Annotated in this window: 12 protein-coding genes; 2 read left to right on the forward strand and 10 right to left on the reverse strand. The window is 71.1% G+C overall.

Going from position 1 to position 12792, the window contains the following annotated elements; all coding sequences use genetic code 11:
* The first annotated feature begins 12 nt into the window (after window positions 1-12).
* Complete coding sequence (locus tag N912_RS0111730) at window positions 13-2085, forward strand: NACHT domain-containing protein (RefSeq protein WP_028922573.1); 2073 nt, start codon at window positions 13-15, stop codon at window positions 2083-2085.
* Window positions 2086-2106: 21 nt separating this feature from the next.
* Here N912_RS0111730 and N912_RS0111735 read toward each other — a convergent pair whose 3' ends face one another.
* The 4 genes from N912_RS0111735 to N912_RS0111750 are packed head-to-tail and all read right to left on the reverse strand — an operon-like array spanning window position 2107 to window position 6676.
* Window positions 2107-2973: an ABC transporter permease subunit gene (locus N912_RS0111735; protein WP_028922574.1), complete on the reverse strand. Its 867-nt coding sequence runs from the start codon at window positions 2971-2973 to the stop codon at window positions 2107-2109.
* A 15-nt stretch (window positions 2974-2988) separates the two neighbouring features.
* Entirely contained in the window at window positions 2989-4176 is a 1188-nt protein-coding gene (locus N912_RS0111740; RefSeq protein ID WP_051580064.1) for an ABC transporter substrate-binding protein, read from the reverse strand.
* Between the two features lie 9 nt (window positions 4177-4185).
* Window positions 4186-5982, reverse strand: coding sequence for a branched-chain amino acid ABC transporter ATP-binding protein/permease (locus N912_RS0111745; RefSeq protein WP_051580065.1), 1797 nt, complete (start codon window positions 5980-5982; stop codon window positions 4186-4188).
* Complete coding sequence (locus N912_RS0111750) at window positions 5960-6676, reverse strand: ABC transporter ATP-binding protein (RefSeq protein ID WP_028922577.1); 717 nt, start codon at window positions 6674-6676, stop codon at window positions 5960-5962. Before N912_RS0111750 ends, N912_RS0111745 begins: the two co-directional genes overlap by 23 nt.
* A 238-nt stretch (window positions 6677-6914) precedes the next feature.
* On the opposite strand from N912_RS0111750, the gene N912_RS0111755 reads away from it, so the two are divergent.
* On the forward strand, window positions 6915-7910 hold the full coding sequence (locus tag N912_RS0111755; protein ID WP_028922578.1) for a methyltransferase family protein: 996 nt from the start codon (window positions 6915-6917) through the stop codon (window positions 7908-7910).
* Window positions 7911-7918: 8 nt separating this feature from the next.
* Here the strand turns inward: N912_RS0111755 and N912_RS0111760 are convergent, their stop codons facing one another.
* From N912_RS0111760 to N912_RS51280, 6 genes are all read right to left on the reverse strand, one after another.
* A complete protein-coding gene (locus N912_RS0111760) occupies window positions 7919-8506 on the reverse strand; it encodes a TetR/AcrR family transcriptional regulator (protein WP_028922579.1) in 588 nt (195 codons plus the stop codon).
* A gap of 74 nt (window positions 8507-8580) precedes the next feature.
* On the reverse strand, window positions 8581-8961 hold the full coding sequence (locus tag N912_RS0111765) for a DUF488 domain-containing protein (protein ID WP_028922580.1): 381 nt from the start codon (window positions 8959-8961) through the stop codon (window positions 8581-8583).
* A 183-nt stretch (window positions 8962-9144) separates the two neighbouring features.
* Window positions 9145-10338 (reverse strand): MFS transporter, encoded by a 1194-nt coding sequence (locus tag N912_RS0111770; protein WP_028922581.1) that lies wholly within the window; start codon window positions 10336-10338, stop codon window positions 9145-9147.
* 63 nt (window positions 10339-10401) lie between these two features.
* Window positions 10402-10983 (reverse strand): TetR/AcrR family transcriptional regulator, encoded by a 582-nt coding sequence (locus N912_RS0111775; RefSeq protein ID WP_028922582.1) that lies wholly within the window; start codon window positions 10981-10983, stop codon window positions 10402-10404.
* Between the two features lie 41 nt (window positions 10984-11024).
* On the reverse strand, window positions 11025-11630 hold the full coding sequence (locus N912_RS0111780) for a response regulator transcription factor (protein ID WP_028922583.1): 606 nt from the start codon (window positions 11628-11630) through the stop codon (window positions 11025-11027).
* Window positions 11631-11632: 2 nt separating this feature from the next.
* Entirely contained in the window at window positions 11633-12784 is a 1152-nt protein-coding gene (locus N912_RS51280; RefSeq protein WP_037064742.1) for a sensor histidine kinase, read from the reverse strand.
* Window positions 12785-12792 lie beyond the last annotated feature (8 nt).

Raw genomic sequence — 12792 nt, forward strand, 5'->3', positions numbered from 1 at the left:
TGGGAGATTCGGGTGGTGCGCCGGACGACTGCCCTCCCGATCTTCCTGGGAGCGCTGGGTCTGGCCTTGCTCGCGATTGCCGAGAATGTCGCGGCGGACAAGTTGCCGGCCGCCTGGGAGCCCTATCTGTGGATTGCGTGGCCGGTAGTCGGCTTGGGAGCGGTGGCGACGACCGTCATCGGCCTGCGTGCGACGAGGAGGACGTCGAACGAGGCTCGCGTCGTTCCGGCGGCGGTCCGCGACGCGCTGATCTCCCGGGTGCGCGAGTACTGGGTCGACGGTGTTCTGCACGCGTCACTGTGGAACGCCGCCCGGATCAGGCTGGGTATGAACGTGCAGGAGAACGCCCCGCACCCCTGGGGTCTCCGCACCGCGGGTCCGGGCGCGGAGCCGCGAACAGTCGCGCCCAGCACCTCGATCGTCGAGGTCTTTGATGAAAGCGACAAGCTGCTTCTCATCTTGGGGGAGCCGGGCGGGGGTAAGACCACGATGTTGCTCGAGCTGGCCGAGCAACTCCTGGGACGCGCCGGCGCCGCCGCGCAGCCGGTTCCGGTGGTATTTCCACTGGCCTCATGGGCATCGGCGCAGCCGCTCGATGAGTGGATGGCCGATGAGCTGTCGGCTCGATACGACATTCCGCCGAGGTGGTCACGCACGCTGGTGATGGGCGAACAGCTCATCCCACTGCTGGACGGTCTGGACGAGGTCGACCCGGACGACCGTGCCCAATGCGCCAAGGCGATCAACGCCTACCGTGCGGAACACGGCGCCACCCGTGTCGTGGTGTGCTGCCGCGCGGACGACTACCGAAGGCTCGACGCCAAGGTGGACAGCTACGCGACCGTGACCATTCAGCCGTTGCGTCCCGATCAGGTGGAACGCTTTCTGGTGGACGCGGGTGAGGCGGCCAGAGGTGTGCGCGTCGCGCTCACCGCCGAGCCGGCGCTCTGGGAGCTGCTGGAGTCACCGCTGCTGCTCAGCGTGTTCGTGCTGACCTACGCCGACTCACGGGTGGAGCCGGGTGACCTGGCTGCTGGTCGGCGCGATCGGCTGTACTCCGCCTATGTCCACAGGCAGTTGCGTGGTGGCCAGCCGGACGGGCGCGAGCCGGGGCAGAGCATTCGCCGGCTGGCCTTCCTGGCAAGCATGGGAGAAGTGGTCGACCTGGAACTTGTCCCCACCGCATTCCGGTCGTGGACGCAGGGGGGATGGTGGTCGACGCCGAACGGGTTGGCGTTGACGGTCTGCATGCTGGTCGGCTCCGGAGCGTTGGGTGGCGTCGCGGGCGCCCTGCTCGGCTGGGGTGGTGCCGTGGGAGGCTGCTTGCTCGGGGGTGCTATTGGTACCTGCGGGGCGCCGGCTCAGCCGCGCGACGAGTTCGGTTGGAGGTTCGTCGGGATCATCCTGATCGGCCTGATAGCTCCCCAAATCCTCTTCTGGGGAAATTCGCCGGAATGTCATGACATCGTGTGGGTGGGACCGAGTTTCACCTATCCTCCGTCGACGACCGGACCGGCAATGCCGACGTTCACGCCAGGGCACTATGCATGCAACTCCTGGGTTGGCCTGTTCTACTTGGTGCCTTGGATTATCGTCGCTTATGTAACTGCATTAGTCATCTTTCTCGCCCGCGTTGGCGGGGCCGCGAAGTCAAGTCGGCCTCGATGGAAGATGCCGGGTCCGACGGCGTGCGCGGCGGCTCGGAGTGGGTTGCGAACCGCCGCACTGGCCGGGGTCCTCGCTCCCATTCTGCCCGCGGTGGTCGTCGCGTTGACGGTGTCCGGGGAGGTAGGCATCCGGTTCGCCGGCGTTGTCGCCGTCGCCGCGGTTCTTGGGCCGATCTGTTTCGGGGGGTACGCGCTCGTGGAGCAGGTAATCGCATACTGGATTCTGCGTAAGCATGGCCTGCTGCCTACACCGCTGCGCCCGTTTCTCGACTATGCGACCTCGTGTCTGCTGCTTCGTCGGATCGGCGAGGACTATGTGTTCGTGCACCGCGAACTTCAGCTGCATTTCAGACACGTGTGGCTCGAGACGCGCGGCGAAGAAGTGAGGTCACTTCGCCGCGCGAACGACTTTCGGTGACGAGCTCAGTATCCTCGGGCACTACGCCGCCGCGTCCCAGCGGGCGGAGCGTTGGTGCCACACCAGCACCAGCACGATCACCACCAGCGGCAGCACGCCCCGGTAGACGCTCAGCGACGGGAACGAGCTGAGCAGGCCCTGCAGCGCGCCGAGCCCGAGCCCGCCGAGGAGGGTGCCCCAGAAGCTGTGGAACGCGCCGATCAGGGCGGCGGCGAACGCCCAGGTGATGAGCAGGCTCAGGTTGTTGAAGTCGTTCTGGAAGCTGGGCGCCACCACCATCATGGCCAGCGCGGTCGCGGCGCCGGTGAGCATCCAGACGATCGCCGCCAGCCGGGGCGCGGCCACCCCGACCAGCTGGGCGGTGCCCGGCCGCGACGCCAGCGCGCGCAGTTGCAGCCCGGTGTGGGTGCGCGCCAGCAGCACCATCGGCACCACCGTGAACACCACCGCCAGCCCGCACACGATCAGGACCGTCCACACCACCGTGACGCCGGCGACGGTGAAGGCCGGGTGGGCGAACGGGTCGGGGAAGTTGTGCGGGTGGGCGGCGCCGAACGCCATCCCGCCGATCCCGAGCAGCGCGGTGAACAGCACCACCGTGACCGCCGCCTTCACCTCCTCCTTGCCGGCGGCGAAGAACCGGGTCATCACCAGGCCGATCGCCCCGTGCGCCAGCGCCCCGACGACCAGCCCGACCAGCACCGCGACCACCAGCGGCACGCCCTGTTCGTAGAGCAGCACCATGGCGAACGCGCCGAACGCCCCGACCGAGGCCTGGGTGAAGTTGACGACGGCCACGAACCGGTAGGTCAACAATGTGCACAGGCCGAGCAACGCGAACGCGCCGCCGCCGACCAGGCCGGCGATCGCGGTGGACAACTGCAGCATTTCTCTGCTCCGCTCTCAGCCCGCGGCCTTGGGCAGGGTGAAGAAGTCGCTGTTCAGCGTTTCCCAGCTGCCGTCCTTCACCTTGACCATTTTGATGGCCTGGTTCGGGGCGTGCGACTTCCCCGGCCCGAACACCAGCGGCGAGCCGACCATGGGAATGGAGTACGGAGTGCCGGCGCGCAATGCCTTGGTGACGGACTCGCGGGTGATCGGGCCCTGGATGGACTTCAGCACCGCGATGATCCAGTCGGCGGCCACATAGGCGCCCTGGGTGAACGCGGTCTGTTTCACCTTTCCCCGCTCGGCGGCCGCGCGCCAGCCGGCGTTGGCCGAGCTCTGCGCGGTGTAGGGCTCGAACTCACTGGCCAGGTACACCTTCATGCCCAGCGGTGAGGACGCCTGGGCCAGCTCGGCGGAGTAGGAGGAGGCGTCGAACAGGAAGTCGACGTTCTGCATTCCCTGGTTCTGCGCGGCCTTCAGTACGGAAAGCCCGACGGTGTCGGCGCCGTTGCGGAACAGCGCGTCGCAGCCGGCGTCCTTGGCGCGCAGCAGGTACGGGGTGAAGTTGGCCTCGGTGAGCGGCAGGCTGTCGTCCATCAATGCCGGCTGTTGGCCGGTGATCGCCGTCCATTGTTTCACCGCTTCGAGCTGTGCCTGTTTCGAACCGGGGGTGGCGGCCAGGAAGATGCAGATCTTCTTGTCGTTCAGGAACTTGGACGCGTAGTAGAGGTCGGCCGTGATGGAGGTGAACGGGCCGATGTTCACCGGCGTGATGTTCGGGCTGGTGAAGCAGAACGGGTCGGCGCCGATCGCCACCACCGAGAGCAGCTCCTGCTGCTGGTAGTAGCCGTGGTTGGTGCCGCAGTCCACGAAGCTGGTCGAGCCGACCATGGCGACCACGTCCTTGTCGACGTAGTCGCGGGCCAGCCTGGCCGCCTCGGTGGGGCTGCCGGTGTCGTCGCCCGAGAGGTACTCGATGGTGCGGCCGTTGATCCCGCCGCGCGCGTTGACCTCGTCGAACACCGTCTGGATCATCTTCTGCGCGTCGTTGCCGAACGGCTGCGGGGACAGCGTGAACAGCCCGCCCAACCTGATCGGCCCGGTGTCGCCGCCCGAACCGCCCGAGCCGCAGGCGGCGAGCAGCAGCGCCGCGACCAGCGCCAGCGCGGTGCCGGCCGCCCGCCTCTTCGCGTTCGTGACCACGTGGCCTCCTCAGTTGCCGACCGGGGTGCGCCCGGGGGAAGGTGCCTCGGCGGACCCCAGGTACGCCCGCACGACCTCGGGGTCGGCGAGCACGGACTCCGGGTCGCCGTGCGCGATCACCCGTCCGAAGTCGATGACGATCAGGGACTCGCAGGCCAGCCGGACCAGCTCCAGGTCGTGCTCGACCAGCAGCACGCTGGTGCCGGTGCGCTCCGGGATCTGGGCGATCCGCCCGCCCAGCAGCCGCCGTTCGCGCGCGCCCTGGCCGGCGGCGGGCTCGTCGAGCAGCAGCATGGACGGGCGGCCGGCGACCAGGCCGGCGACCTCCAGCATCCGCCGGCTGCCCACGTCCATCGTCCCGATCGGCAGGTGCGCGGGTGGGCACCCGAACCAGTCGAGGTACTCGGCCAGCTCGTCGGCGTGCGGGGTACGGCCGGCGGCGGTGGACACGAACCTGCCGGCGGTGAGCGTCGGCGGCACCCGGAGCTGCTGGAAGCTGCGGCGCAGGCCGGCCCTGGCGCGGCGGTGCGGCGGCCCGGTGATCGGCTTGCCGTCCAGGAACACCGAGCCGGTGCACGGCGTGAACCCGGTGGCCGCGTTGATCAGCGTGGACTTGCCGGCGCCGTTCGGGCCGATCAGGCCGACCACCGAGCCCTTGGGCACGGCGAAGCTCACGTCGTCCACGGCGGTGACGGTGCCGAAGCGGACGGTCAGGTCGCGGATCTCCAGCGCGGTCGGTCGGTCGTGGTCCCCGGCGGCGTCCGGTCGGGGGGTCCGGGGGGTCACGGTGGCCGGCGGTCGGGCAGCGGTGGTGTGTTGGCGGGCGAGCTTGGCCTGCCGGCGGGCGCGGATGATCTCGCTCTGCCCGAGCTGGCCCCTGCCCTCCGCGATGACCAGCACCGCGAGCACGCCGAACAGGACCTTCACGTACGCCTGCGGGACGTGCACGGCGTCCATCAGCACCGGCATCAGCGCGCCGGTCAGGCCGGCGATCACCGCCGCGTCCCAGTGCCGGACGCCGATCACCACGGCGATCGCGAAGTACGTCAGCGAGATCTGCGAGGAGAACGCGGTCGGCGTGGTGGACCCGGCCTGGCCGACCAGCAGCGCGCCGCCGACGCCGCCGATGAACGCGCTGACCGCGAACGCCGCCAGCTTGCCGCGCGCCACGTTGGTGCCGTGCGCGGCGGCGCCCCGCTCGGAGTAGCGCAGCTCCAGCCAGGACGCCCCGAGCCGGGAGCGGTCCAGCAGCGCCAGCGCCACGAACAGCAGCGCCACCACGATCACCGCGAACCTGAAGTAGCCGCCGTCGCTGGTGAACCCGGCCGGACGGGTCACGAAGCTGAAGTTCTCCGCGCCCGGGTACTGCAGCGGCCCGAACACCACGTCGACCGCCGTGGCGAAGGTGAACGTGGCGATCGCCAGGTTCACCCCGCGCAGCCGCAGCGCCGGCAGCCCGATCAGCAGCCCGGCCGGCACGGCGGCCAGCCCCGCCAGCACCATCCAGGCAGCGAACCCGCCGGGCACCTCGGCGACGTTGCACCAGCCGACCACCCAGGCGCCGATCATCGCGAACGACATCTGGCACAGCGAGATCACGCCCACCCGGCCGGTGATCACGCCCAGGCTCTGCATGATCGGGATCGCGACGACCCCGCTGGTGAGCAGGAAGATCCAGTAGTGGCCCAGGGTGGCCGGCACCACCAGCAACACCACGACCGTCACCGCCGCCGGCAAGGCCACCGCCCGCGCCACCCGCCGCCACGCCAGGGCCGGCTCGGGCTCAGCCGGCTCGTCGCGCGCCATTGCCCGCCTCCACCTCGCCCAGGTACAAGCTCTCCAACAGCTCGTCGGACGCGCGCAGCTCGGCGCACCCGCCGTCGTAGACGACCTCGCCGCCGCGCAGCACGTACGCCCGCCGCCCGAGCTCCAGCGCCAGCCGGGCGAACTGCTCGACCAGCAGCACCGCGATCCCGGCGTCGGCCAGCTCCCGCACCGCCGCCATCAGCCGCGCCACCACCCTCGGCGCGAGCCCCTGCGACAGCTCGTCGACCATCAGCGCCTTGGGCCGCAACAACAGCGCGCGGCCGAGCACCAGCATCTGCTGCTCACCCCCCGAGAGCAGCCCGCCCGCGACATGCCGGCGCTCGGCCAGCTCGGGAAACATCTCGAACACCTCGTCCACCGCGCGCCCGCCCGAGGCGACCAGGAGGTTCTCCGTGGTGGTCAGCTCGGGGAAGACGCTGCGGCCCTCCTCGACGTGCGCCAGCCCCGCCGCCACCCGCCGGAACGGCTCCTTGCGGTCGATCCGCGCCCCGTCCAGGCTGATCGTCCCGGCGGCCAGGTCCACGATCCCGGAGATCCCCTCCAGCAGCGTCGTCTTGCCGGCGCCGTTCGCCCCGAGCAGCACGGTGATCGCGCCGGCCTCGACGGACAGCGAGACGTCCCGCACCACCGGGAGGCGCTCGCGTTCCACGGTGACGCCGTCGACGCTCAACACGCGGCGCCCACCGCGCGGCGAACCCCTGGAATGCCGTCGTACATCGGGTTCCGCACAAGCGCGTCCCTTCCGCCCCGAGGAGTGTTCGGCCTGGTCACTCGCCGGCTTGCCCCCCGCGAGCTGGCCAGATTCGGCGGCACGAGCTGTTGGATCTACGCATGTTGACAGACCGGGATGGTGGCGTCAATGGTTGCGTCTACGCGTGTAGGAACAAATCTCGAACCGAAGGAGCGCACCGGTGACGGCCTCTTCCAACACCCCGGCACCCGATGGCATCGTCGACATCGCCGTCGGTTACATGGCCGCCAAACAGCTGTTCGCGGCCAGCCGCATCGGGCTGTTCGCCGCGCTGGCCGATCGACCGCTCGGTCCGGCGGAGCTGGCCGAACGCACCGGCGTCACGCCCCGGGTGGCCCGCATCCTGGCCGACGCGATGGCGTCGCGTGGGTTGCTCGTGCGGGCGGAGGGGTGCTACGGGCTGAGCCCGGCCGCCGCGACGTACCTCGTGGGGTCGGGGTCACGGCTGGACCTGGCGCCGTTCCTGGCGTTTCTCAACGAGGTCAGCTACCCGCACTGGGTGGGGTTCGACGCGACGGTGGACAGCTCGGAGCCTGGCCACCTGGATCTGGGTGGCTCGCGCCGGGACACCTTCCTGGCCGGCGTGATGACCTACAACGCGCTGCACGCCGCCATGCTCGCCGACGGCTTCGACTTCGGCCCGTACCGGGAGCTGCTCGACCTGGGCGGGCTGTCCGGCGCGTTCAGCATCGAGGCGATGCGGCGCAACGAGCGGTTGCGCACCACGTTCGTGTTCGACCCCGGCTCGGTCGACCGGGTGGTGCGGGAGGCCACCGAGGCGGGGTTCGGGCAGCGTGTCACGGGGATCGGTGCGGTGACCGACACGGCCGAGCCGCCGCGCGGTGGGTTCGACCTGGTGATGGCCAACCACGTGGTGCACCGGTTCTCCGAGGAGCAGAACGCCGGGATACTGGCGCGGGCGCGCGCGGCCTCGGCGCCGGGGGCGCGGCTGGTGCTGCTCGACTTCTTCCTGGACGACGACGAGCGCCAGCGCCCGCTGGACGCGCTGCACGCGGCGGAGTACCTGGTCATCGACGGGACCGTGGTGTACCCGGAGTCCGAGGTGCGCGGCTGGCTGGCCGGGGCGGGCTGGACGGTGGACGGCAGGCTCGCGTTGCCCGGCAGCCCGCGCGCGTTGTTGGCGACGGCTGGCTGATCGGGGCGTTACGGGCGGGTCAGGCCGTCCAGGAACGACGTCACGAGCCGTTGCTGACGCTCCACGCTGGAGTGCTCGGCGCCGACCACGTTCATCACGGTGGCCCCGGCGTTGAGCAGCACCACCTGGTCGACGAGCAGCTCGTCCGGGGTCTCGGTGAGGATGTCGCCGTCCTCGCGGCCCTCGGCGATGAACCGGAACAGGGTGGCGCGCCAGTGCTCCAGGTGTTCGAGGTACTTCTCGTGCAGCCGGGGGTTCGACAGCGACGCGTGCCAGAACGTCAGCAGCACCTTGCCGGCCTGGATGCGCTCCTCGTCGATCGGCATCGCGGAGTGGCAGATCTCGCGCAGCGCGTCCAGGCCCCGCAGCTCGTCCAGCGAGATGTGCCTGGCCACCTTGCCCAGCGCGCGCTCGTAGGTGGCCTGGATGATGTCGTCCTTGCTGGTGAAGTAGATCTTGAGGGCACCGTTGGCAAAGCCGGCCGCGCTCGCGATCCCGCGCATGGTGGCGGCCTCCATGCCACCGCGGGTGATCAGGTCCCAGGTGACGTCGACGATGTCGCTGCGCCGCCGGTCGTAGTCGATGATCTTCGGCACGCGTGGCCCTTCCCTATCCGATATAGCGGGCCAGGATTCTACCAGCGTAGGACGAAAAGTCGCCGGAGCGTGGGCTAGGTGGTTCGCTCGCGCAGGATGTCGGCGAGCACGGCGGCCTGGCTCAGCTCGGGTTGCTTGGTCGCGGTGAGCAGGGTCAGCGGCCCGGTTCGTGCCAGCTCGCGCAGTCGCCGCAGCCCGTCGCCGCGCTCGGGCTGCTCCAGCTCGGCGCGGTATCGCCGGTCGAACTCGGCGAACCGCTCCGGGTCATGGCCGTACCATGTGCGCAGCTCGGACGAGGGGGCAACGTCCTTGAGCCAGGTGTCCAAGTGTGCCCGTTCCTTCGTCAGCCCGCGCGGCCAGAGCCGGTCGACGAGCACCCGGTGACCGTCCCGGTCCTCCCGAGGGTCGTACACCCGCCGGACCCGGACGTCGATCCCCGCGCCGGCCTCGGCCATCCCGCCACGCTACCTCCGGCCGCCGCCGGTGCCTCGCCGCGCCACCCGGCCGTACAGCTCGCGCCACGCGTCCGGTCGACGGGTTTCGTGATCATCAGGCACTCATGGTTGTTATAGCGCCTTGTAAGCAACCGTGGTGGCCTGATGATCATGTGGGAGGGAGGGGGGACGGTGTGTGCCCGGTCAGGGGCAGCGCGCGGCGTGGTCCGGAGTGGGGGCCGGGTGCGTACGGGCCGGAGCCGGAGCCCGTAGGTACGGAGCCAGGCTGAGCAGGCCGAGCGCGGCGAGCGCGGCGCCGACCCAGAGCGGCGAGGTCAGGCCGAGTCCGGCGCCGATGGTGATCGCGCCCAGCGACGGGCCGACCACGATGCCCACGTTGGCGGTGGCCGTCGCGACGGTGGCCACCAGCGGCCGGTCGTTGCCCACCCGCATGGTGCGCGCCGAGACCGCGGGCAGTAGCGACACCCCGGACAGCCCCACGCCGACCATCGCGGCCACCGCCACCCACGGCACCTGGGCGAACAGCGCGAAGACCACCAACAGCACGGTGAGCGCGACCAGCCCCGCGGTGAGCACCGCCATGGTGTGCCGGTCCGCGAACCGCCCGACCACCGCGTTCCCGACCACCGTCGCGGCGCCGTAGCCGAACATGAGCGCCGGGGCCACCGCGCCGTCGAAGCCGCTGACCCAGGTGAAGACCGCGGCGAGGTAGCTGAACGCCGAGAACGCCGCGCCGATCAGCAGCGCCGTGGTGGCGTACGACGCCCACAGGTGCGGGTTGCGGAACGCCGCCAGCTCGGCGCGCACCGTCACCCCCACATCGGCCGGCCGCGCCGCGCTCGGCACGAACGCCAGGATCGCGACGCCCGCCAGCGCGGTCAGCGCGGCCACCGCCCAGAACGCGCCCCGCCAGCCCACGTGCTGGCTGATCACCATGGTGGCCGGCACCCCGACCACCGAGCCGAGCATGATCCCGCCGAACACGAGCGACGCTGCCCGCCCGCGCAGCGCCGGCCCGACCAGGGATGCGGCCAGCGCCACCGCCACGCCGAAGAACGCCGACTCGGCCACTCCGGCGATCACCCGGCTGGCGAGCATCACCGCGTAGTCCGGCGCGACGGCGCCCAGCGTCTGGCCGACCAGGAACACCCCGGTGAGCAGCAGGAGCACCGGCTTGTGCCGCGCCCGCAGCAGCCCGAGGGTGAGCAGCGGCCCGCCGATCACCATGGCCGCCGCGAACGCCGAGACCAGGTAGCCGATCGCGGGCACCGACACGCCCAGCCCGCCGGCCAGCTCGGGAAGGATCCCGGCGACCATGAACTCGCTGCTGGTCATCGCGAACGTGGTGAGCCCGAGCAGGTAGATGGCGAGTGGCATGCGCGCCGTCTCTCCCTCGTCAAATTTTTCGACTGATCTGTACAAAATGCGGTCACGACGACGTCACTCGAGGCCGGCCAGCGTGCCCTCCACGATGTCGAGCAGCGCCGTCCGGTCGGTGCTGACCCTGGTGAGCACCCGCAGGCCGTAGTAGGCGCTCTGCACGGTGCGGGCCAGCCGCAGCGCATCCCGGTCGGTGCGGAACTCGCCGTCGCGCTGGCCCTCCTCGATCACCTCGCGCAGCGCGCCCTCCAGCTTGTCGAACTGGCGCTTGGCGGCGCGGGCCACCGCCTCGTCGCGGCCGGCGGCGTCGATCGCGGCGTTGATGGCCATGCAGCCGCGCCGGGTGGGGTCGTCGAGGTCGGTGTCGATCACCCACAACATCAGCTCGCGCAGCCGCTGCCGTGCCGGTTTCGGTTGCCGCAGCGTCGCCAGCTGCCCCCCGAAACCGATCTCGGAGTACTTCCGCAGGCTGGTCAGGTAGAGCTGGTGCTTGCCGCCGAAGGCGTTGTAGAGGCTGCCCCGGCCGAGCCCGGTGCTGGCGCACAGCTCGGCGGTGGAGGTGGCCTCGTAGCCCCTGGTCCAGAACGTCTCCATGGCGGCCCGCACCGCCTCGGTGTCGTCGAACTCCCGGGGCCTGCCCATGGCGCGACCGTAATCTCTTTTGTATCGGTCAGTCAAGAATCCTAGAGCCAGCCGTTGTTCTCGGCGATGCGGGCGGCGTCGGCGCCGCCGGTGGCGTTGGTCTTGCCGATGGCCGAGGACAGGTGGTTGCGGACGGTGCCGTGCGAGAGGTGCAGCTCCTTGGCGATCTCGGCCGCGGTGTGGCCGAGGCGGGCCTGGGTGAGCACCTCGCGTTCCCGGTCGGTGAGCGGGTTGACGCCGGTGGCCAGCGACTCGGCGGCCAGTTCGGGGTCGACGGCGCGCAGCCCGCCGTGCACCCGCCGGATGGCGTCGACCAGGCGCTCGGGCGGGGCGTCCTTGAGCACGAACCCGCTCGCCCCCGCGGCCATCGCCCTGGCGAAGTACCCGGGGCGGCCGAACGTGGTGCAGATGATGATCCGGCAGCCGGGTTGGGCGGCGCGCAGCTCGGCTGCGGTGGCCAGCCCGTCCTTGCCCGGCATCTGCACGTCGAGCAGGGCCACGTCCGGGCGGGTGTCGGCGGCGGCTCGCAGCGCATCCTCGCCGGTGGCCGCCTCGGCGACCACGGTGATGTCCGGCTCCAGGTTGAGCACGGCGACCAGACCGCCCCGGACCAGCGCCTGGTCGTCGGCCACCAGCACCTTGATCACGTTCATCGCGGCACCTCCGCGCGCAGCCGGTACCCGCCGGCGGGCAAGGGCGCGGCGGTGACGGTGCCGTGCACGGCGGCCATCCGCTCGGCCAGGCCCGCGAGCCCGTTGCCCGGCGCTCCCGGCGGCTCGGCGCCCGGCGGGCCGTCGTCGACCACCTCCAGCCAGTGCGCGGCCAGCCGCACGGTGCACCGGCTCGCGCCGCTGTGCCGGATCACGTTGGTCACCCCTTCGCGCAGGACGTAGGCGAGCGGCTCCTCCAACCCGGGCGCCACGTCGTCCACGGCGTGCGGCAGGTCGGCCTCGATCCCGGCGGCCCGCAGCGCCGCACGCGCGGACACCAGCTCGGCGGCCAGCGACATCCGCCGCTGGTCCGACACGGTGGCGCGGATGTCCGCCAGCGCCCGCCGGGACAGCTCCTCGGTGTCCCTGATCTCCGTGAGCACCCGGTCGGCGGGGGCGCCGCTCTCCAGCAGGCGCCGCGACAGCGAGGTCTTCACCGTGATCGTCGTGAGGCTGTGGCCGAGCACGTCGTGCAGGTCGCGGGCCAGCCGGGCGCGCTCACCGGCCACCGCGAGCTCCCGGATCTCCGAACGGGCCGCTTGCAGCTTGCCGGCGATCCGGACGATTCGGGACAGGCTCAGGGTGATGACCGCGATCAACGCCAGCATCACGGTGCTCAACCAGTCCGGCCGGCCGGCGTGCAGCCAGGAGGCGAGCGGACAGAACGCGATGCACGCCATCCCGATCCACTGCGCCCAGCCCAACGGCAGCAACATCACCGAGCCGCTCAACGCATAGCCGAGCACGCCCGGGGAGGTGTTGCCCTCGACCACCAGGTAGCCGATGCCCAGCACGAACAGCGTGACGACCAGCGCGATCCGCCCGGCCGGCGGCCAGCGTGTCGCCAGCCACCACACCGCCAGGTACGCCGTGCCGTAACAGGCGGCCAGCGGCGCCAGCCAGGCGACCGGGCTGCCCACCCGCACCGCCTCGGTCACGGCCGGCAGCAGGAACACCACGAACAGCGACGCCAGGATCCGGTCCCGCCGGCGGGCTCGACCCCAGTACCCGGACGGATCGAACGTCGGCCATTCCAGCGGATCGACCCGGAAGTCGTCCGGGTCGTCCCTGCCGGTCTCGGCGCTGCTCACCGGGCCAA

Origin of the sequence: Actinospineispora acaciae DSM 45401, assembly GCF_000620785.1 — a bacterium.
Lineage (GTDB): Bacteria > Actinomycetota > Actinomycetes > Mycobacteriales > Pseudonocardiaceae > Pseudonocardia > Pseudonocardia acaciae.

Excerpts from the sequence above, each read along its gene's own strand:
- N912_RS0111765 (WP_028922580.1), bottom strand. The coding sequence starts at position 8,961 with ATGGCCGAGGCCGGCGCGGGGATCGACGTCCGGGTCCGGCGGGTGTAC.
- N912_RS0111770 (WP_028922581.1), bottom strand. The coding sequence starts at position 10,338 with ATGCCACTCGCCATCTACCTGCTCGGGCTCACCACGTTCGCGATGACC.
- N912_RS0111775 (WP_028922582.1), bottom strand. The coding sequence starts at position 10,983 with ATGGGCAGGCCCCGGGAGTTCGACGACACCGAGGCGGTGCGGGCCGCC.
- N912_RS0111735 (WP_028922574.1), bottom strand. The coding sequence starts at position 2,973 with ATGCTGCAGTTGTCCACCGCGATCGCCGGCCTGGTCGGCGGCGGCGCG.
- N912_RS0111745 (WP_051580065.1), bottom strand. The coding sequence starts at position 5,982 with ATGGCGCGCGACGAGCCGGCTGAGCCCGAGCCGGCCCTGGCGTGGCGG.